Here is a 20585-nt window from a genome sequence, read left to right as displayed (position 1 = left end):
ATTTATTTGAACTGCAACTACATTGCAAAGGTTAGGTCAACTATGCAACAGCGCAAATGTAATGCATTATTAACAGATTATCTACTACAAATTTGTAAAAGAACAGATCTGCGCTGAGGCTGAAAAGAGTAGGATAGTAAAAGAAAATAGGTGTATAAAGGCAGTATATTAGGCGTAAAAAAATGGGATATATTTTGATTATATCCCATTTTTTTTGGCTACTTGTTGATTACTTTGTTGACTGATCGAGAGACTGATCGACCAAAGTCTTTGTCCACCGTTATATATCCTGGATAAAAATAGTTGCGCCCACCAATTTGTACAGAAGGTTTTATTTTTAAGGATAAAAAAGCATCACTTTTGCGACTAAAAATATCGCTCAAGACCTTTTCGATACCTTGCTCTTTGGCTACGCCGAATAGATTTGCACGAAAACTCAACGGTACGACCATACTTTGACCTTGTCCCAGATTGATATTTTCATTTACTGAACCTTCGAATAGGGGTTTTCCACCCATTTCTATCAAATATTTAAATTCATTCACCTTTGTTACTGTAGAAGTGGGATTCGTCATCTGCAGATTCACGGTAGCCTCCAACGGCAGATCTTTAGTCAGAAGCGCCATAGCAATACCTGGCAAACTACTGATGGAAACCCCACCATCCGTATTAAAAGAATTAATATCTCGTCCCGCGATGCGCATATTCTGCACGGAAGTCACATCATAATTAAACTGACCTAAAGCTGCAATTTGTGCTTTTTGATTTAGCGCACAGCCACTCAGCATAAACAGTGAAACTGCTATTATTAAAAATCCTATTTTTTTCATATCCTTCATATTATCTAAATGTATAAACTAATCCCAACGTAAATACCGAGTTGCCTGCTTTCAAATATTCATTCTTATTCAGTCCAATATTAAATCCATTGGTATACTGTACCTGAAGTCCATTGACCAACTGCATCCGGGTAAAAAATAATGGCTCGATAAAGAAGTTTTCCTCCTTAGGCGCTACTTCATTATTCACCCATAGGTCTTTCATCCCTATTCTACTTAGACGGATTGCGGTGCCATAGTTTAATTCCTTTTTATCGCCAAAGATATTTATTTTCTTTTTGCGTGTAGATGAATAGTTTACCTGCAAAAATATTTTATCAAAATTCATTTCGCGTGCCTCCACCAGTTCATAACCATATACGGATGCTCGCTGCTGATGGTCCTTGGAGTTACCGATTCCATAGCCGGCATACATTTCAAACACTTGACGCTTGTCTTTTCCGATTGTTGTGAAATAGCCTACCCCACCTTCAGCTAGCCATTGGCGGAAATATTCATTACTACTGCCTCCCGTATTGACCGTTGAGCCATTGGCTATGACAGCTATATTTTCTGTTACTGCTATTCCTACATTCCCCGAGACATTTCCTTTGGCGTTGAAATGGCCGCCCACATATACCTCTCCTGCTTCCTTAAACATCGGTGTCGCGGGTACATTGGGCATATAAATAGAACTACAACTCGAAAAAACTACAACGGAAAAAAGTAATATGTAGAATGGTTTTATATTAATCATGCGCATACAGTTGAATACAAACAATCATGCCAAAATAAAACAAAAAATCCTTGATGCATGCATCAAGGATTCATTTTAATATTATTTAACGAAAAAATATTAATAAGCTGAAGCTTGTTCGGTTTCTGGCGCTTTGTCAATCAATTCCATAAATTGATCAAGTTTTGGCGTTATAATTATCTGTGTACGTCTGTTACGCGCTTTACCATCTGCCGTATTATTGTCTGCAATAGGGTTGTATTCGCCACGACCTCCTGCCGTTAGGCGCTTAGGATCTACACCGTAAGTATTCTGTAAAGCTTGTACAACTGATGATGCACGCAAAGCTGACAAATCCCAGTTGTTACGAATATTAGGCTTCGAAATCGGATCTGTATCGGTATTACCCTCAATCAAGACTTCATAGTCTTTGTAATCTTGAATAATCTTAGCAATCTTGCTCAAAGTTTCGCCGGCACGCTCTGATATTTCATAACTACCCGACTTGTATAACATATTATCAGCCAATGAAATATAAACTACGCCTTTTAAAACCTGTACATCCACATCTTTCAGCTCCTCACGACTCAACGAACGAGTTAGATTGTTGGTCAACACAAGATTCAATGAATCAGATTTGTTTTTGGTATTTACTAGATGTTGAATGTATTTGTTGGAAGCATTTATCTCATCCACCAATTTGGAAATATTCACATTACCTTGCGAATTTTGAGCGATACTCTGATCCAAAGTAGATTGCAATTTAACGTAAGCCTCTTTCAATGCTGCATTATTTTTGCGTTCGTGTTCTAACTGATCTTCTAGGCTTTTTACTTTCGCGCGGCTTTCAGTCAATTCCAATTGTGTTTTTTGATACAATTGACCTAAATCTTTATACTGCGTATCCAATGCCGCATATTTCTTATTACTTACACAACTGGTCAATATTAGACCACTGAGTAAAATGGTGATAGGTAGAATTCGTTTCATAGTCCCAATATTATTTGTTTTCACGTTTACAGTAAGCAATAATAATACCTAAATAATACTGATATTGTTAAATAACATTAAAAAAAAATCCTTCAACCGGGGAGATTGAAGGATTTTTAACTAACCAATTATTAACCTAAATTATGAATTACTAAATCATATTCAACTCTTATGCCAATATTTGATTTGTCAGTTTTATCTTAACACATTTTAACATTTCGGATGTTATTTTGTGATTTTTTTACAGAATATCTTATTTATTCTTCAAAATACCTTTACAGATTTCACTTATCAACGCAGGACCTTCATATATAAATCCGGTATATACTTGTACAAGAGCTGCGCCTGCATTTAATTTCTCAAACGCGTCTTCTGCTGTATGAATACCTCCAACCCCGATAATAGGAAAAGCTCCATTTGATTTTTGGTGAATGTATTGGATAACTTCTGTAGAACGCTTTGTCAGAGGCTTGCCACTTACACCGCCCGTTTCTTTCACTAAATTTGGATCAGATTGCAGACCTTCTCTCGAAATGGTTGTATTCGTCGCAATCAAACCCGCAATTTTTGTTTCGGTAACAATATCTACGATATCATCCAATTGTGAATCCGTCAAATCTGGTGCTATCTTTAAGAGAATAGGTTTTGCAACAGGCTTTGCGGCGTTCAGTCCTTGTAAGGTATTTAGAATATGCATCAATGGCCCCTTCTCTTGCAAATCACGCAGACCTGGTGTGTTCGGAGAGCTTACATTCACCACAAAGTAATCTACGTAGTCATATAATGCATGAAAACAATAGATATAATCATTCACAGCCTCCTCATTTGGCGTTATTTTATTTTTACCAATATTACCACCGATAATTACACCATGACGATTTTTCAGATGTGCTAATCGGCCTGCCGCCACGTCTGCACCTTGGTTGTTGAATCCCATGCGATTGATTAGCGCCTCATCGTTCACCAATCGAAACATACGGGGTTTATCATTACCCGGCTGAGGCTTCGGTGTTACCGTACCAATCTCAATAAAACCAAAACCAAAGTTTGCCATATCTTCGATATACTCCGCATTTTTGTCAAAACCAGCCGCCAAACCTACCGGATTCTTAAATTTCAGACCAAAAACCTCTATTTCCAACTTTGGGTTTTCTACGCTATACAAAGATTTCAAAAGGGATTTTGCTCCCCAGATCTTGGTAAATGTGCGCAATCCATTAGTAACAGTGTGATGGGCCTTTTCGGGCTGCATCGAAAAGAAAATTGGTTTTACTAGTTTATACATTATTTAATCTGCCTATTGAATCCATACCAAAGATATATTCCTTTAATCTAGCTACAAAGGTAGAAAAGAAGCAGAAATATTCACTACTTTTGCATTCGAAATGATATCAATAAACAACTTAACATTTGAAATTGGGTCCAGAGCCCTATATGACGAAGCCAACTGGCACATCAAACCGGGAGACAAGGTCGGACTAATAGGTGCTAATGGCGCAGGTAAATCGACTTTATTGCGTTTGATAGTCGGTCAATACATGCCTACCTCTGGTACCATTTCAATGGCCAAAGACTTGAAAATCGGTTATCTCAACCAAGATTTACTGTCTTACCATTCGGATAAAAGCATTGTGCATGTCGCGATGGAGGCCTTCGAACGCCAAAATCAACTACATGCTGAAATAGAGAATCTACTTAAAAAACTAGAAACGGATTATTCGGATGAAATCCTCAATAAGCTAAGCGACAAACAAATGGAGTTTGAAGCTTTGGATGGGTACAACATCGAATTTCGTGCACACGAGATTTTGGCGGGTTTAGGTTTTTCGGAAGAAGAGCAAAAACGCCCGTTAGCCACATTCTCCGGAGGCTGGCGTATGCGTGTGATGCTAGCGCGCATTCTCTTGCAAGCACCTGATATTCTGTTACTGGATGAGCCGACCAACCACATGGACTTACCTTCGATCAAATGGTTGGAAAACTATTTACAAGCATTCGAAGGAGCGATTGTTATTGTATCGCATGATAGATATTTCTTAGATAGAATCATCAAAAAAACGGTCGAATCACGTAAAGGCAAATTGACATTATATGCAGGTAATTATAGCTTCTATTTGGAAGAGAAAGCCATGCGAAATGAAATTCAAGCCGGACAATTCAAAAATCAACAAGCTAAAATCAAACAAGAAGAACGTTTAATTGAGCGTTTCCGCGCCAAAGCATCAAAGGCCAAAATGGCGCAATCGCGTATCAAAGCCTTGGAGCGTATGGAACGTGTGGATGATGTAGATGACGATAATCCAGAAGTGAACTTCAGTTTTAAGTTTTCGAAACCGTCGGGCCGTCACGTGGTAACTTTAGAAAATATTTCCAAGTCCTACCCTAACCTAGAAATCTTGCGTAACACCAGCGCATTGATTGAAAAGGGGGACAAAATTGCATTAATTGGAGCGAATGGTAAAGGTAAATCTACGTTACTTCGTATTGTAGCCGATGCCGACACGAATTTTGAAGGTAATGCCATCAAAGGACATAATGTATCACAAACTTTCTTTGCTCAACACCAATTAGAAGCGTTGCACTTAGAAAATAGCATTATCGCCGAAATGCAAGCCTTCGCACCCAAGCATACCGAAACAGAGCTCCGTTCTATATTAGGTTGTTTCCTTTTCACGGGAGATGATGCTTTCAAAAAGATAAAAGTACTATCGGGAGGTGAAAAATCCCGTGTAGCCTTAGCTAAAGCGCTGACCGCAGACGCCAATTTCTTGGTGCTCGATGAGCCTACCAACCACTTGGACATGGCTTCGGTAAATATTTTAATCCAAGCTTTACAACAATACGAGGGTACATTTATCGTAGTATCTCACGATCGTTATTTCTTAGATAATGTGGCCAACAAAATTTGGTTTATTGAGAATAAAGAAATCAAAGAATATCCTGGAACTTATCAAGAATACGAGGAATGGAACTCCAAAAGAGTGATCAAACCTGAAATAAAAGAAGAGAAAAAAGTAGTTAAAGAAGAGCCAAAAAAAGAAAAGACAGCTCCTACTGAGGATACCAAACGCCTACTTTTGAAGAAAAACAAAGAACTGGCACAATTGGAAGAACAGATTGGAACTAAAGAAGTAGAAGTAAAAAACCTTGAAACTTTATTGGCATCCGAAGAAGTGTATTCGGACGCGGTAAAATTGCAAGAGACTACACGCAACTATAATTCTGCCAAAGCAGAATATGACCAATTGCAACACAATTGGGAAAATCTAGCAGAGGAAATAATGCAACTGGAAGGATAAAATAAAAATGGCTTGAAATATTTCAAGCCATTTTTATTTTATGTTAAAACCATTTCAACATGGGGTATATTATCCTCCAAATATGGCTCCTCACTCACTCGCACAAAGCCCACATTTTCGTAAAAACTCTGTAAATGTGCCTGTGCACTGATACGAATGGCTTCTCCAGGAAAATATTTAAGCATATTCGAAATTGCTTCTTGCATAAGAACGGTTCCCAATTTCAAATGACGCTTGCTCGGACATACCACCACACGGCCTATTGAAACATCCGGATACGTAACATGATGTGGTAATAATCGGGCATAGGCAACGACTTTACCATCCATTATGCCCATCAAATGTCTGCCTTTCAAATCTTTGTCATCACATTCTGGATAGAGACATTCCTGTTCTAACATGAATACATTGATTCGAAGTTGTAGAATTTGATAGAGTTCGAGACTCGACAAATCCGCAAACTCTTTGACAATCCAATTGATTACCACGGTGATTAAGCTAAACTAGATTTTACAATTTCAGAGATGGTTTTGCCATCAGCTTTTCCAGCTAATTGGCCATTTGCTAATCCCATCACTTTACCCATATCCTTCATTCCCGAAGCACCTGATTCGGCAATAATAGCCTTTACAACTGCTTCAACCTCTTCGCGAGACAATTGCTTTGGCAAGTATTCTTCAATTACTTGTTGTTCTTCGAATTCAATTTGATATAAATCTTCACGACCTTGCTCTTTGTAGATTTCGCCAGATTCTTTACGTTGCTTTACCAATTTTTGCAACACTTTGATTTCCGTATCTTCTGCCAATTCTTCTACACCCGCCTTTTCTGTTTTCGCTAACAAAATCGCTGATTTCACAGCGCGCAATCCTCTCAAACGTACACTATCTTTAGCGATCATCGCCGCTTTGATGTCCTGATTTATTTTTTGTTCTAATGACATAATACAATTATTTCCTATTTACTAAAGTTCCATTTGCTTGTGCTGTTGGCATGATAAGCAAATCGTTAATATTCACATGCGCGGGACGCGAAAGCACAAACGCTATTGTCTCCGCTATATCCTCTCCACTTAGCGGAGTCAAACCGTGATATACTGATTTTGCACGGTCTTTATCACCTTTGAAGCGAACTTCCGAAAACTCGGTTTCTACCATCCCGGGATTAATAGCTGTCACTTTGATCCCAAAAGGCAACAAGTCGATGCGCATGGCTTTATTAAGGGCATCTACAGCATGCTTAGTTGCACAATATACATTGCCATTGGGATAGACTTCCTTACCAGCAATGGAGCCTAAATTTACGATATGTGCATTTTGGCTTTGCTTTAACAAAGGCGTCACCGCCCTCGTCACATACAAAAGCCCCTTCACATTGGTATCGATCATACGATCCCAATCATCAGGATTACCATCCTGCACGGCGTCCAGGCCTTGACTCAGTCCAGCATTATTGATCAATACATCAATATTTTTCCAGGCTGCGGGTAGATTTTCTATACGATCAAATACCTCATCCCTATTCCGTACATCCAACACAAATGTATGTATTTCTATATTTTCGAAATCCTTTAACAATTCGGATTTCAATTCGAGTAAGCGAGCTTCGCGGCGCGCACATAGCAACAATCTATAATTCCCTTCGCTGGCTAGTGTCCTTGCACAAGCCGCTCCAATCCCTGAACTCGCTCCTGTGATTAAAACTGTTCTCATTCTTATTGAAATATTAAGCTGAAATAGACATTGCGGATCAATCCTCGGTCTATTGGAGCCATAAATTTATTATTCATCGCTAACGTATGTCGATTGCTCATCACATTGCTCATACTCTGACTAAATCTTACTTCGGGCGAAACTTTAAAGAAGGAGGTAATGAAGTCCACCCCAATCCCCGCTTCTAAGGACATATACTCCGGTCTTAAGATGATGGCTTCCGGTATAGGTTGTCCAGCTTCTACTTCCAACTTTAATTGATTATACGCTTTTTGTACTCCAGTCCATCGGTTTAATCGCGCTCCAGCGAGCACATACGCGCGATAGCGTGTGTCCGATTTTGAAAATTTCTTTTCCTCCGAAAGCAGTTTGAGCGCAACAGGAAATTCAAACGAATTAAAATTATCTCCCCTATTGCTTTGCAGCAAATGCTTGGACTTTAGAATCACTGCATCAAGGTCAGCAGCCTGAGGGCTATAGACTATTTGATGCGAATTCAGAATATTAAAAGAAGGTGTAAAATTGATCGAAAACCCCTCATTCCAGCGCATATCAATCGGAATTCCAATAGCAAAACCATGTCCTGATCTGGAATGAATGGATCGAAACGTTCCGGAAGGTTGCAGAGTTTCATCTACTCCCTCCGCGGGCAAATTAATCATTCGACCCCCATGCTCCGCGAGTTCTCGCCAGTTTTTCTTGAGTATAAGTTGATAATTCTGGTTAACATAATTATACTGAAAACCGACCTGCAATGTCGCCTCTTCATCATAACCCGCAAATGGCAGTCCTACGAATCGTTGGGCTATCGCATGGGAAGCCGGTAACGGTAAAAGTAATATTATGCTAAATCCATATTTTATCATTTTGAAGCTTCGTAAATCGTACAAAAACCGAATGTTTGTGGTTTTACTATTGTTGATGCAAAACCCACTTTATCGGTGATCTGGGCAAAACGTTCGCCATCCGGAAATTTGGCCACTGACTCCGGCAAATACGAATATGCACTGGAATCTTTGGATATCATTCGTCCAAATGCAGGGACTATCTTATGGAAATAAAAATTATAAAGCTGCTTCACCGGAAATGCGGTTGGATTGGACAACTCAAGGATAATAGCCTTCCCTCCTGGACGTAATACGCGATGTATTTCTGATAAACCTTTTTCTAGGTTTTCAAAATTACGAACACCAAATGCCACCGTAACCGCATCAAATGTATTGTCCGGAAATTGAAGATTTTCCGAATCTCCTAGCTGCACTTCAAATACATCTTGCAATCCTTTCTTCACTATCTTTTCTTTGGCTACATTCAACATTCCCTGAGAAATATCCACCCCCACGATTTTGGAAGGTTTCAAGATACGAATAGATTCTATAGCAAAATCTCCTGTACCCGTAGCCACATCTAATATATGTTGAGGTCGTATCGCTTGTAGAAGTTTGATCGCTTTCTTACGCCATATCACATCTATTCGCATGGTCATTAGACGGTTAAGAAGATCATACCTTTTGGAGATATTGTTAAACATATCTGCGACCTGTTCTTTTTTACCACCGTCTTTGGACTTGTATGGTTTTAGTGTTGAAGCTTCATTTGACATAAGACAAAGATAATATATATTTCAGAGGTCTAGAAAAAAAGAAAAAAACACCTTTAGCGCAGCAAACTTCTCTTAACCTACTGATAATGAAAACCTAATAACAGACAGACTACCGAAGCGATTGACGCAACAACCATTTTGTGATTATCCACATCACCTGTAGTTTTCCACATTTCACAATTATTTGATACTCAAGTACGTTTTATAGATATCCACATGAATTAAACATTTAATGTGGATAACATAGTGAACATTTAAAGCGCAAAATAAACACGCATACAACTCTTTTTTGGCGGATGTGAACAACTAAAAAAGTATAATGAACGGGTTTTTTATTACTTTTGTTTAACGATGATTGACATGTACAATTCCCCACATGTGATTATTGAAAACAAAAAAATCAAAGGGATAATGGAACAAGAATTTTCGGGTCAGAACACAAACTTTAACAGAGCTAATTTCAACAAAAAACGCACAAGTCTAAACAATTTGGTGAGCGGGCTGGGTAAGCTACCTCCTCAAGCTGTAGATTTGGAAGAAGCTGTACTTGGTGCCTTGATGTTAGAAAAAAATGCACTAAGTGAAGTCATTGACATCCTGAAACCAGATTCATTTTATAAAGAGTCGCACCAAAAAATATTTGAGGCAATTTTTTCTTTATTTCAAAAGACTTCCCCTATTGATATTCTTACCGTAACGGCCGAGCTACGTAAAATGGGCGCCCTCGAATTAGTAGGTGGTGCTTATTACATTACTCAGCTGACGGACAGAGTCGTGTCGGCTGCGAATATCGAATACCATGCGCGTATTATTTCTCAAAAATATATTCAACGAGAACTTATTAAGGTTTCTACAGAGATTATCAATTCATCGTATGATGAGACATCCGATATATTTGACTTGTTAGATCATGCGGAGAAAAGCTTATTTGATATCGCACAAAACAACCTGAGAAGAGACTCGCGTAAGATGGATGACATCATGCGTGAAGCCATCTCCAATTTGGAATTATTGCGCGATCGTACCGATGGATTGACAGGGATACCTTCAGGTTTGACTGCCCTCGATCGTATGACATCGGGTTGGCAACCTTCGGATTTGGTCATTATTGCAGCACGTCCTGCCATGGGTAAGACGGCATTTGTACTTTCGGTAGCCCGAAATGCGGCTGTAGACCACCAACGTCCCGTTGTCGTATTCTCCCTAGAGATGTCGTCCGTACAACTTGTGAATCGTCTTATTGCCGGTGAAACCGAAATAGAACAAGAAAAACTAAAAAAAGGTAACCTAGCCGACCATGAATGGCAACAGTTGCATTCAAGAATTGGACGCCTGACAGAAGCGCCACTTATTATAGATGACACTCCAGCATTGAATGTTTTTGAATTCCGCGCTAAATGTCGCCGCCTTAAGGCACAGCACGATATTCAAATGATTATTGTCGATTATCTTCAATTGATGCATGGTAAGTCTGAAGGTAAAGGTGGTGGGAACCGTGAACAAGAAATCGGTAGTATCTCACGTGCACTCAAGTCTGTGGCCAAAGAGTTGAATGTACCCGTATTGGCACTATCTCAATTAAGCCGTGCCGTAGAATCCCGTCCAGGAAATAGCAAAAGACCGATGCTATCGGATTTGCGTGAGTCAGGATCTATCGAGCAAGATGCGGATATGGTATTATTCCTTTACCGTCCAGAATATTATGGCCTTACCGAAGACGAAGAAGGTAGACCGACAGCAGGTGTTGGTGAAGTAATTATTGCAAAGCACCGTAATGGTGAAACGGGTATTGTACCATTGAAGTTCGTAGGTAAGTATGTTAAATTCACCGACTTGGAGGAAGATTTCGGCGGAATGGGCGGCGACTCATTTGGAGGAGACTCACCGTTCAGCGGATCCGCAATGGCTCCATCGGCATCCTTCGACGACTTTATGGGAGGCGGAGGCATTACCATGCCATCACGCATGAATGATATGCCAGACGACGCACCTTTTTAGAATCTAATTTTATATTAGATATACCAAAGCCTTCTATCCAAAAAAATAGGAGGCTTGTTTTAAATTTTTATAGATGATTAGCTCATTTGGTTAGAGTTCAATGATTCTTACCTACCCAATTACACCTTCATACTAAACACAACAAAAAGCCCCTTATCGATGAGATAAAGGGCTTTCCAATTGAGATTAACTCCTTAATTATTTTTCTTTATAGAATTTATCGCGTTCGTATGTAGTGATATGTCGCTCTTTCTTCGGTAAGTAAATATCGTCCAGAGTAATCAAGATCCCTGTCTCTTCTACCTCTCCAAACTCATCATTCAGCGCGGTGCCAAATGTCATCATCGTCGGAGAAAGATTCATATAGGTATTGATTAGTGGTGGGATATTTTCGCCCAATTCGCGAATATGTTTATTCAATAACTTATACCCGTCTTTGTAACTGAGACCATCAAAGAGCCCAATGTATTTTGAAATATCCGTTTTGTAGTCCAGATTCAAATGATCTAGAGGCTTTACCAATTTTTTGTGATCCGGGAAATAAGTAAGCATAAAATACATCAACAGATCCCTGGCTTCTGCATTAAATTGAGGATACATCGTCACCTTACCAAAAAGATACTTAATATCTGGATTGATAATAACCAATGCTCCTAGACCATCCCATAGATTGTCCAATGAAAATAACCCTTTTCGATTGTCTATCGAGGGTTGATATTTTGGTTGTACCCACGAACGTCCCAATTCAATTGTGTAGGGCAAATAGTCTTTATAAAATTCGTCTGAAAATTGAAAATAATGCGACGTCGATAAATGAATATTTCCGTTTTCATCGACAGACTTATCGCATCTTATCGTACGATATCCTGCTATTATTTCCTCATCTCCCGGATTCCAAGCGATCAATTGATCATAATTATATGGACATGTATCGTTTTCATCGATATCCAAAGCTTGACCTGTTCCTCCACCGGCACCTCTAAATGTAATCTCTCGAAGACGACCAATCTCACGCATTATATTTGGTGCGGTATGATAGTTGACGAGATATACTTCATTATTTCCATTATTCGTATAACGTAAAAATGCTTCTTTCGTCAACTCTGCCTTTATCAAATCTCTCTCAACTGGAGCAATTATTTCTTCCATATAATTATTTCTGCGTCTTCAAATCGTATACCAACTGCTTCACTTCTGCAGCCCACTGTTTCTCGTTTCTCGAATTATCAAATGTCGTATAAGAAATTCGTTTTCCGACATGTATAGTCACGCGTTGATTGCGCTGCGCGAAAAACTCATCCACCAAATACAACATTTCTATATTAAACTTAATTCCCAATTTATTCCTCCAATTAGACAAATTGTAAAAAAAGTTAGAATTTTTCCCTTCAATATACACAGGAATTACATCCTTTTTATATTTTTTTGCTTTAGAAATAAAACTTTTTTTCCATTCCAAATCTACGATTTGCCCTTTTACTTTGCGTGAGACCAATCCTGCAGGAAAAACAAGCAAAGCATGGTCCGCTGCATAGGCTTCTTCTATCGCAGAAACGGCACTTTTATTTTGCCCTCCAATTTTGTTGACTCCAACAAATAAAGGTTCCAAATTGATGATATTCATCAATAAGTCATTGACCAAAAACTTCACATCGCGGCGCACACGACCGATAGCCTGCATAAATGCTATGCCATCAAGTCCGCCCAAGGGATGATTTGAAGCAAAAATCACACTGTCGTCTTGAGGAATATTCTCCTCCCCTTCTAGCACAACCTCTACCCCTAAATCCTCAACTAAGGCATCCACAAAATCAAGGCCTTTAAGATCTCGGAATCTGTACATGATATCGTTGATATCATCTTCATGGACCGTACGCTCAAGATAACTAACCAACGGATTTGGTATCCACTTAGCTAATCCTGGACTTTTCTTTCGAATTACTTCGCGTATATGTATAAACTTCTTAGTATCTTCACCCATATGATACGATTTGTTAGCGCGTTTTGATCTACAAATCTTGATGCGTAAAAATAAAAAATAATAAGGTATATCGAACAAATTTTCCGATTTTTATTCGTTTTACTTTGCATTTTACCTACTTTTATTTAATATTTATTAAACGATTTGCAATAATAGCAGTTAATCTATATAAAGCACAATCATGTTTATAGGTCAGTATATATCAAAAGATTATCACGAAGTTTCGCTATCGAATAGCATAGATATGGCGTTAAATAAAATGACGGATAATCATCTTAAACAATTAGCCGTAGCAGAGGATAAAATATACCATGGATTAATCACCGAAGATATTTTATTGGACCAAATAGACACCTATGCACCGCTCGAAAGCATCCGCGTATCCTTTAAGTCTGTATTTTTATTTGACTATCAGCATATATACGACGCCCTACAATACATGGTGGCTTATGATCTTTGCTTCATTCCTATTCTCAATAAAAATCACGAATACCAAGGCGTTTTATCCAAGATAAATCTATTGACGGCGCTAAATGACACCTTGGGCAATGACGAAGGCGCTATAATCGTGCTCGAATTAGGGATTCGCGACAACGCCCTCTCCCATATAGCACGTATCATTGAGACAGAAAACACGGCGATACTTAGCACAGCAGTGCGTCAAGTGCCAGACAGCACTAAGCTCGAGATGACTATCAAATTGAACAAAACCAATATCTCGGCAGTGGTAGCCTCATTATGGCGCAACGATTATGTGGTCAAAGCGACATTCAGAGATGGCGGAGCACAATCGGATATTCAGGATAGATATGACCTTTTGATGAATTATTTAGATTTATAATCAATTCTTCGCACCTTTGTAGGGATATCAAATTTGCTATAAATGCAACATAACAGGATTGCCATATTTGGAAGAGTATTTAATACATCTATTTCACCCTTTATTGAGACGCTGTTTACTTTCTTAGAAAGTAAGAAAATCGAAGTGGTGATACATCAAGAATTTTATGATTATTTATTAAGTACCACCATCTGCCCTAAAAATCTCAAAACTTTTCGAGATAATAGTGATTTACCGACGGACATTGACTTTTTGCTCAGTCTGGGCGGTGACGGTACCATGCTGGCCGCCGTATCCATCATACGGGATTCGGGAATTCCTGTGGCAGGTATCAACTTTGGACGGTTGGGTTTCTTGGCCAATATTCCCAAAGAAAGTATAGAGAAAGCCTTAGACAAGATCATTAATAAGCAATATTCTATTCAAAAACGGACACTGTTAAGTGTGCACAGCGACAATAAGGAACTTTTTGGCAAAGACAATTTTGCGCTAAACGATATTACGGTATTTCGCTTTGACTCCTCATCCATGATCACCGTCAATGCGATGATAGATAACGAATTACTCAACTCCTATTGGGCCGATGGTCTTATCATCGCTACTCCGACTGGTTCGACAGCCTATTCGTTGAGTTGTGGTGGCCCGATTATAATGCCGGGCAGTGGCAATTTTGTGATTACACCGATTTCGCCACACAATCTCAATGTAAGGCCTATCGTTGTGTCTGCAGACATGACTCTTACGTTAAAAATCGAAAGCCGTACGGATAAGTATATATTGAGCTGCGACTCCAAAAGCGAGACACTCACTACAGATACCGAGATTACGATCCGGAAAGCACCATTTGAAATTAATTTAATCCGATTACAGGACGACAGTTACTTTGGTACGCTGCGCGAAAAGCTGCTTTGGGGAATTGATGTGCGCAACTATTAATTGTTTTATACTTTAAATCATTACAATTCTTCCAAAAATTTTATCTTTACAACCAAAATTAGAGACATTGCGTTTTTTCCGATTAGCCATATTAACCATTATGTCTGTTTTGTCGCAGTATGTGCACGGGCAGCGTTATGAAATAGGTGTCATCGGAGGGGGGACGGGATATATGGGAGATCTCAATATGACAGATCCATTTTACCTCAGGCAATACGGAGGTGGAATATTTGTCAAACGCAACTTTAACCCTACGTGGGGGATTAAAGCAAGCGCTAATCAACTATTGATATCAGGTAGTGATATGGATTTAATAAATGAGTTTCAGCAAGAGCGAGGGCTTATGTTTCGCAATCAACTATCCGAAATGGCGTTAATGGTCGACTTTAATTTTTGGACAGACAAACGGAGAAATGCAGCTACACTAAACCCCTACCTGTCAGCAGGTATCGCAGCAGTCAAGCATGACCCATATATCTATTATGACCAAAATAAAATTAAACTAAGACCGTTAAAACTCGAATACGACAGCGAACACAATACACAGGAACACAAGGCGTGGAGTATAGCTATACCAATGAGTATTGGCATAAAATATAAGTTGAATAACACGTGGGCATTGGGCGTAGAAGCTTCGTATAGACTAGCATTCACCGATTATTTGGACAATGTGAGTCAATATTATGCGACTTCTTTCCCTCGGGAATAAGCTTGCCGAATGTCATGATTGGAGATACAGATAATAAAGACCTTTCGATGTAAACGATTGGTATTATTTGGCTGCCCCTTCCCTTCAAATAACGACGAAGGCAGGATCGGCGCGAGGAGATGGCCGCAGTAAAGATGGATATATGACAGCTGGAATTACACTGACATATACTTTGCGTGACAGAAATTGCTTCCCGCAGATAAATAGATAGATAAGAGAATGAGCTTGAAGAATAAGATAGACAGATCAAAGTTACCTCAGCATATTGCAATAATCATGGACGGCAATGGCAGATGGGCTAAAGGATTGGGCAAACTTCGTGTATTCGGACACAAAAACGGAGTAACCGCTGTTCGAGAGGTATTAGAAGGAGCTATTGAAATTGGTGTTACACATCTTACTTTGTATGCTTTTTCGTCAGAGAATTGGAATAGACCAAAAAAAGAAGTTCAAGCGTTGATGGAGCTGTTGATCAATTCCTTAAACAAAGAATTGCCTACTTTTCAAAAGAATGGTGTCCGTGTCAAAGCTATTGGGGCGTTGCAGCATCTACCAACAAGCTGTCAGGCGACTTTGGCGGATACCATAGAACTAACCAAAAATAATTCAACCTGCGTATTGACCTTAGCTTTGAGCTATGGCTCGCGCAATGAAATCATTGAAGCAACCCAAAAAATCGCCGAAAAGGTTGCTAAAGGCGAAATACAAGTCAGTGACATTGACGATACCTTATTCAGCAATGAGCTGCAGACCGCAGGAACTCCGGACCCAGACTTAATGATCAGAACCAGTGGCGAACAACGGATTAGCAACTTCCTATTGTGGCAATTAGCATATACCGAACTTTGGTTTTCACCCAAATTGTGGCCCGACTTCAACCGCGAAGATTTATTTCAAGCAATAGTGGATTACCAAACCCGTGAAAGAAGATTTGGCAAGACCAGTGAACAACTTTAACACGCGAAAAAAAGCAGGTTTTCAATAATTTATCTTTTAACAAAAATTAACAACAGATTGATGTACTTTAGCATCCATAAATAGAAATAATGAAGCAACTATACATTCTGATATTAACATTTATATTATTTAACTGGTCCAATTCTTTTGCTCAGATACAAGGCCCTATCAATCTTACGGATCCTGACGAGTTTAGTTATTTACAACCAAAAGATTATGTCATTGCCGGAGTAACCCTCACAGGAGCACAATATCTCGATACAGATGTATTAATCAGCATCGCCGATCTTCGCGTAGGAGATTACATCGAAGTGCCAGGCGAAAAAACATCTAAAGTAATCAAAGACCTGATGGCACAAAATCTCTTCGAAGATGTGCAATTGTGGGCCACGAGCATACAAGGAGATAATATCTTTTTCGAAATACGCGTCAAAGAAAGACCTCGACTTACTCGTATCGACATCACAGGTCTGAGCAAGTCACAAACGGAAGAAATCAACAAAAGATTAAATGCCAATTCAGGACGTATTGTCAACGACAATTTATTACAATCTACGCGCAATACCATCACCAAATTTTTGCGTGAAAAATCATTCTTATATCCTGACATCGAAATCAAAACGATTAAAGATTCGGCGCAGACCAACAATGAAATCGTTGTCGTAGATGTAGAAAAAAACAAAAAGATTAAAGTAAACGCTGTTCATTTTTCTGGAAATGAAACGTTCTCGAACAAAGATTTAACCAGCTATCTGAAAGGTGTAAGACCACGCAAATGGTACAGAATCTTCGGTCCTGGGAAATTTAAAGATGAAAAATACAGCGAAGCGAAAGAAAAATTAATCGCCAAACTTCAGGACAAAGGTTATAGAGATGCGCAGATCATTCGCGACTCGGTATACCGATTTGACAACAATGAAGTAGCTATTGATATTGAAATATACGAAGGTCCACGTTATTATGTAGGTAATATCGATTGGGCGGGTAACACTAAGTTTACGGATTCGGTATTGAATATCATTCTCGGTATTGAAAAAGGAGATATTTATTCTGAAGAAAAATTAACAAGCAAACTAATGGGTCCTACTCGTAATAGTGACGACATTAGCGCGATCTATCAGAATGATGGTTATTTGACCTTCAATATCAACCCGATTATCAAAAGAATATCAAACGACACGATAGACCTCGAGATCCAAGTGAGCGAGGGTAAACAATACACAATCAACAACGTCATCGTAAAAGGTAATGATGTGACGAATGACCGCGTGGTGCTACGTTCGATCTATACCAAGCCAGGACAGAAATATTCGCGTGAATTAATCATGCGTAGTATCCGTGAGATTTCTCAATTGGGGATGTTTGATGAGCAAAAAATCACTCCAGATATTCCGTCTTCAACGATGAATCACGATGAAGGAACTACAGATGTTGTTTTCAATGTGGTAGAAAAACCTTCTGACCAGGTAGAATTATCAGGTGGTTACGGTGCTGGACAGATTATTGGCACCCTAGGTCTTACATTCAATAACTTTTCGACGAGCAACTTCTTCAAAAAAGATGCTTGGAAACCTCTACCACGTGGTGATGGTCAAAAGTTAAGTATTCGTGGTCAGACATCAGGTAAACGTTATCAATCCTACAGTTTCTCTTTTTCAGAGCCTTGGTTAGGTGGTAAAAAACCTGTTTACTTTGGTTTGAGTGCTTATACATCCAACTCGTCTTATGGTGGTTTTAACCTTTATACAGGTGAGCAAATGGTGGAAGATAGTAAATTGCAACGTATCTGGATGTCGGGTGTGACAGCTTCATTGGGTAAGCGTCTACAATGGCCTGACAACTATTTCCAAATCAATAGTTCATTATCATTCCAACGCTATAAGTTACAAAACTATGGCAACTACTTCTTATTCTCCGATGGTACAGCATACAACATCAACTTTACTCAAGAGATAAGTCGTAACTCGATTGATGCACCTATTTACCCTACTTCAGGATCGAACATTAAATTCTCGGTATCCTTGACGCCTCCATATTCAGCATGGAACAATATCAATTACCAAACTGATGCGGACCAAATACGTTACAAATGGACAGAATACCACAAATGGAAATTTGATTCACAATGGTATACAAAAATTGCTGGTAAGCTGATATTGAAATCACAAGCGCAATTTGGTTATTTAGGTAATTATACAAATAGAACGGAGACTTCTACATTCGAACGCTTCAAATTGGGTGGTGACGGTATGCAAGGATTTGATTTCTTACAAGGTTCAGAAATCATTGCGATGAGAGGATATGCAAATGGTACTATTATCCCTGCTTCTACAGGTAATGGATATCAAAATATTGCAATCAACTCAGGTAGTCCAATCTATGCAAAATACCAATTGGAATTGCGTCACCCTATCCTATTGAATGACCAAGCTACTGTATTTGCATTGGCATTCGCCGAGGCAGGTAATACTTGGAACAAGTTCTCCGAAGTGAATCCATTCAAAATGCGTCGTTCGGCAGGTGTTGGAGCACGTATTTTCTTACCAATATTTGGTATGTTGGGTATTGACTACGGTCATGCATTTGACCCTATTCCGGGTATGCGTACAGATTCGTGGAAACAAAGTTTCACTTTCAGCATTATACAAAACATGGGGGGTTTTTAATAAATTAAACTTTTTAGTATAATTGTTGTCGTATAGAAAAGAAAGAAAACTTAATTGTAGTATATGAAAAAGATTTTTGCAATTTTAGCATTCCTTACACTAAGCATTAGTGCTACATTCGCACAGCGATTTGCTTATGTTGATTCCGAATATATTCTTAGACATGTCCCAGAATACACTTCTGCACAAAAGCAGATCGATGATCTGACTAAAAAATGGCAAGATGATATCGATAATCAATATGTAGCAATTGAAAGGTTGTACCAATCTTATCAAAATGACCATGCCTTATTAAGCGAGGATATGCGCAAGCGCCGTGAAGACGAAATTGTACTGAAAGAAAAACAAGTGAAAGATTTACAACGCCAAAAATTCAGTTATGGTGGCGACTTGGAAAAAGAAAGAACAAGGCTATTCAAACCTATTCAAGACAAGATCTCTAAAGCAATCGAAGATTTTGCGAAAGCACAAGGTTTTGATTTTATAGTAGACAGAGGAAGTGAACTTACTTTCTTATACGCAAATCCAACATTAGACAAGAGTAATGATGTCATTACAAAATTAGGCTACAAACCTAATCCTTCATTACTACAATCTAAGTAATTAATATTTAAACTGAGTTATTAACACATAAAAATTGTACAGTAAAAATTACTTTTGTAATTATTGAGATTAAAATGAAAAGAATGAAAAATTTATTAAAGGGAGCAGTTTTAGTAGTGGGTTTGTTTGCAGCGACAAGTGTTGCTAATGCACAACAGAAAATTGGACATATCAATGCTGACGAAATATTTCAACAAACGACAGAATTCAAAACAGCTACGGATCAATTGAAAGCATTGAGCGAGACAAAGCAGAAAGAAATCGAAGGCATGGTCACTGAACTTCAAAAGAAAGAAAAAGAAGCAAATGATTTAATGTTGAATCAAAGCGAAGCTAACAAAGCTGAAACGCAAACTAAATTGCAAACAATTGGACAAGAGTACCAACAAATGCAATCACGCATTCAAGAGGTTCAAAAAGTAGCACAAGAAGAAGTTGGTAAAAGACAACAAGAATTGATGGCTCCTATTCAAACAAAAGTAATGAATGCAATCAATGCTGTAGCTAAAGAACAAGGATATGCTTATATCTTTGATATCGGTTCAGGCGCAGCGGTTTATTACGCAGGTGGTGAAGATGTATCAGCAGCGGTAAAAACAAAATTAGGTATTAAATAAGAATAGCTTATCTGCTATAATGAGGGGGCCGTATCAAAACATCAAAAGTTAGATACGGCTTTTTATTTTTTAATCGTCAGCTTCTTTCCTGAGTATTTCCTGAATTTGATATAATTTCC

20 protein-coding genes are annotated in these 20585 nt (G+C 38.7%); 9 read left to right on the top strand and 11 right to left on the bottom strand.

Going from position 1 to position 20585, the window contains the following annotated elements:
• Positions 1–218: 218 nt before the first annotated feature.
• From EDC17_RS12950 to EDC17_RS12935, 4 genes are all read right to left on the bottom strand, one after another.
• Positions 219–830: a hypothetical protein gene (locus tag EDC17_RS12950; protein WP_132778482.1), complete on the bottom strand. Its 612-nt coding sequence runs from the start codon at positions 828–830 to the stop codon at positions 219–221.
• Positions 831–840: 10 nt separating this feature from the next.
• On the bottom strand, positions 841–1575 hold the full coding sequence (locus tag EDC17_RS12945) for a hypothetical protein (protein ID WP_132778481.1): 735 nt from the start codon (positions 1573–1575) through the stop codon (positions 841–843).
• A 99-nt stretch (positions 1576–1674) separates the two neighbouring features.
• Positions 1675–2544: an OmpA/MotB family protein gene (locus tag EDC17_RS12940; protein WP_132778480.1), complete on the bottom strand. Its 870-nt coding sequence runs from the start codon at positions 2542–2544 to the stop codon at positions 1675–1677.
• 253 nt (positions 2545–2797) lie between these two features.
• Positions 2798–3829: a quinone-dependent dihydroorotate dehydrogenase gene (locus EDC17_RS12935; RefSeq protein WP_132778479.1), complete on the bottom strand. Its 1032-nt coding sequence runs from the start codon at positions 3827–3829 to the stop codon at positions 2798–2800.
• Between the two features lie 100 nt (positions 3830–3929).
• On the opposite strand from EDC17_RS12935, the gene EDC17_RS12930 reads away from it, so the two are divergent.
• The gene (locus tag EDC17_RS12930) at positions 3930–5843 is read left to right on the top strand and encodes an ABC-F family ATP-binding cassette domain-containing protein (protein WP_132778478.1); all 1914 of its coding nucleotides are present in this window, start codon (positions 3930–3932) and stop codon (positions 5841–5843) included.
• Between the two features lie 38 nt (positions 5844–5881).
• Here the strand turns inward: EDC17_RS12930 and EDC17_RS12925 are convergent, their stop codons facing one another.
• The 5 genes from EDC17_RS12925 to ubiE are packed head-to-tail and all read right to left on the bottom strand — an operon-like array spanning position 5882 to position 9158.
• On the bottom strand, positions 5882–6331 hold the full coding sequence (locus EDC17_RS12925) for a GNAT family N-acetyltransferase (RefSeq protein WP_207895764.1): 450 nt from the start codon (positions 6329–6331) through the stop codon (positions 5882–5884).
• A gap of 5 nt (positions 6332–6336) precedes the next feature.
• Positions 6337–6786 (bottom strand): GatB/YqeY domain-containing protein, encoded by a 450-nt coding sequence (locus tag EDC17_RS12920; protein ID WP_132778477.1) that lies wholly within the window; start codon positions 6784–6786, stop codon positions 6337–6339.
• Between the two features lie 7 nt (positions 6787–6793).
• Entirely contained in the window at positions 6794–7555 is a 762-nt protein-coding gene (locus tag EDC17_RS12915; RefSeq protein WP_132778476.1) for an SDR family NAD(P)-dependent oxidoreductase, read from the bottom strand.
• 2 nt (positions 7556–7557) lie between these two features.
• Positions 7558–8421 carry a PorT gene (locus EDC17_RS12910; RefSeq protein ID WP_132778475.1) on the bottom strand — a complete coding sequence of 288 codons (864 nt, stop codon included), beginning with the start codon at positions 8419–8421 and terminating at the stop codon, positions 7558–7560.
• The gene (ubiE, locus tag EDC17_RS12905) at positions 8418–9158 is read right to left on the bottom strand and encodes a bifunctional demethylmenaquinone methyltransferase/2-methoxy-6-polyprenyl-1,4-benzoquinol methylase UbiE (protein ID WP_132778474.1); all 741 of its coding nucleotides are present in this window, start codon (positions 9156–9158) and stop codon (positions 8418–8420) included. Before ubiE ends, EDC17_RS12910 begins: the two co-directional genes overlap by 4 nt.
• Positions 9159–9569: 411 nt before the next feature.
• Between ubiE and dnaB the strand changes: the two genes are divergently transcribed.
• The gene (gene dnaB / locus EDC17_RS12900) at positions 9570–11156 is read left to right on the top strand and encodes a replicative DNA helicase (RefSeq protein ID WP_132778495.1); all 1587 of its coding nucleotides are present in this window, start codon (positions 9570–9572) and stop codon (positions 11154–11156) included.
• A gap of 198 nt (positions 11157–11354) precedes the next feature.
• Here the strand turns inward: dnaB and EDC17_RS12895 are convergent, their stop codons facing one another.
• Both EDC17_RS12895 and EDC17_RS12890 read right to left on the bottom strand, forming a co-directional pair.
• Positions 11355–12305, bottom strand: a complete 951-nt coding sequence (locus EDC17_RS12895) for a GNAT family N-acetyltransferase (RefSeq protein ID WP_132778473.1) — start codon at positions 12303–12305, stop codon at positions 11355–11357.
• Positions 12306–12309: 4 nt separating this feature from the next.
• Positions 12310–13137: a 1-acyl-sn-glycerol-3-phosphate acyltransferase gene (locus EDC17_RS12890; RefSeq protein WP_132778472.1), complete on the bottom strand. Its 828-nt coding sequence runs from the start codon at positions 13135–13137 to the stop codon at positions 12310–12312.
• Positions 13138–13318: 181 nt separating this feature from the next.
• Between EDC17_RS12890 and EDC17_RS12885 the strand changes: the two genes are divergently transcribed.
• The 7 genes from EDC17_RS12885 (at position 13319) to EDC17_RS12855 (ending at position 20466) form a co-directional block, all read left to right on the top strand.
• Entirely contained in the window at positions 13319–13978 is a 660-nt protein-coding gene (locus EDC17_RS12885; RefSeq protein ID WP_132778471.1) for a CBS domain-containing protein, read from the top strand.
• Between the two features lie 42 nt (positions 13979–14020).
• Positions 14021–14914, top strand: a complete 894-nt coding sequence (locus tag EDC17_RS12880) for an NAD kinase (RefSeq protein ID WP_132778470.1) — start codon at positions 14021–14023, stop codon at positions 14912–14914.
• A gap of 100 nt (positions 14915–15014) precedes the next feature.
• The gene (porG, locus tag EDC17_RS12875; RefSeq protein WP_132778469.1) at positions 15015–15623 is read left to right on the top strand and encodes a type IX secretion system protein PorG; all 609 of its coding nucleotides are present in this window, start codon (positions 15015–15017) and stop codon (positions 15621–15623) included.
• 219 nt (positions 15624–15842) lie between these two features.
• Positions 15843–16580, top strand: a complete 738-nt coding sequence (locus tag EDC17_RS12870; RefSeq protein ID WP_132778468.1) for an isoprenyl transferase — start codon at positions 15843–15845, stop codon at positions 16578–16580.
• Positions 16581–16669: 89 nt separating this feature from the next.
• On the top strand, positions 16670–19246 hold the full coding sequence (gene bamA / locus EDC17_RS12865) for an outer membrane protein assembly factor BamA (RefSeq protein ID WP_132778467.1): 2577 nt from the start codon (positions 16670–16672) through the stop codon (positions 19244–19246).
• A 63-nt stretch (positions 19247–19309) separates the two neighbouring features.
• Complete coding sequence (locus EDC17_RS12860) at positions 19310–19849, top strand: OmpH family outer membrane protein (RefSeq protein ID WP_132778466.1); 540 nt, start codon at positions 19310–19312, stop codon at positions 19847–19849.
• An 83-nt stretch (positions 19850–19932) separates the two neighbouring features.
• Positions 19933–20466: an OmpH family outer membrane protein gene (locus EDC17_RS12855; protein WP_132778465.1), complete on the top strand. Its 534-nt coding sequence runs from the start codon at positions 19933–19935 to the stop codon at positions 20464–20466.
• Positions 20467–20585: the final 119 nt, after the last annotated feature.

The sequence above is a fragment of the Sphingobacterium alimentarium genome, assembly GCF_004342685.1.
Classification (GTDB): Bacteria; Bacteroidota; Bacteroidia; order Sphingobacteriales; family Sphingobacteriaceae; genus Sphingobacterium; species Sphingobacterium alimentarium.
Note: the sequence above shows the minus strand (reverse complement) of the source record. Positions and strands in the feature narration are given on the sequence as shown.

Coding starts and splice junctions, on each gene's coding strand:
- EDC17_RS12910 (WP_132778475.1), bottom strand. CDS start 8,421: ATGATAAAATATGGATTTAGCATAATATTACTTTTACCGTTACCGGCT.
- bamA (WP_132778467.1), top strand. CDS start 16,670: ATGAAGCAACTATACATTCTGATATTAACATTTATATTATTTAACTGG.
- EDC17_RS12895 (WP_132778473.1), bottom strand. CDS start 12,305: ATGGAAGAAATAATTGCTCCAGTTGAGAGAGATTTGATAAAGGCAGAG.
- EDC17_RS12920 (WP_132778477.1), bottom strand. CDS start 6,786: ATGTCATTAGAACAAAAAATAAATCAGGACATCAAAGCGGCGATGATC.
- EDC17_RS12940 (WP_132778480.1), bottom strand. CDS start 2,544: ATGAAACGAATTCTACCTATCACCATTTTACTCAGTGGTCTAATATTG.
- EDC17_RS12880 (WP_132778470.1), top strand. CDS start 14,021: ATGCAACATAACAGGATTGCCATATTTGGAAGAGTATTTAATACATCT.
- EDC17_RS12890 (WP_132778472.1), bottom strand. CDS start 13,137: ATGGGTGAAGATACTAAGAAGTTTATACATATACGCGAAGTAATTCGA.
- EDC17_RS12950 (WP_132778482.1), bottom strand. CDS start 830: ATGAAAAAAATAGGATTTTTAATAATAGCAGTTTCACTGTTTATGCTG.
- EDC17_RS12885 (WP_132778471.1), top strand. CDS start 13,319: ATGTTTATAGGTCAGTATATATCAAAAGATTATCACGAAGTTTCGCTA.
- EDC17_RS12935 (WP_132778479.1), bottom strand. CDS start 3,829: ATGTATAAACTAGTAAAACCAATTTTCTTTTCGATGCAGCCCGAAAAG.
- EDC17_RS12855 (WP_132778465.1), top strand. CDS start 19,933: ATGAAAAATTTATTAAAGGGAGCAGTTTTAGTAGTGGGTTTGTTTGCA.
- EDC17_RS12860 (WP_132778466.1), top strand. CDS start 19,310: ATGAAAAAGATTTTTGCAATTTTAGCATTCCTTACACTAAGCATTAGT.
- EDC17_RS12945 (WP_132778481.1), bottom strand. CDS start 1,575: ATGATTAATATAAAACCATTCTACATATTACTTTTTTCCGTTGTAGTT.
- EDC17_RS12870 (WP_132778468.1), top strand. CDS start 15,843: ATGAGCTTGAAGAATAAGATAGACAGATCAAAGTTACCTCAGCATATT.
- porG (WP_132778469.1), top strand. CDS start 15,015: ATGTCTGTTTTGTCGCAGTATGTGCACGGGCAGCGTTATGAAATAGGT.
- EDC17_RS12915 (WP_132778476.1), bottom strand. CDS start 7,555: ATGAGAACAGTTTTAATCACAGGAGCGAGTTCAGGGATTGGAGCGGCT.
- EDC17_RS12930 (WP_132778478.1), top strand. CDS start 3,930: ATGATATCAATAAACAACTTAACATTTGAAATTGGGTCCAGAGCCCTA.
- ubiE (WP_132778474.1), bottom strand. CDS start 9,158: ATGTCAAATGAAGCTTCAACACTAAAACCATACAAGTCCAAAGACGGT.
- dnaB (WP_132778495.1), top strand. CDS start 9,570: ATGGAACAAGAATTTTCGGGTCAGAACACAAACTTTAACAGAGCTAAT.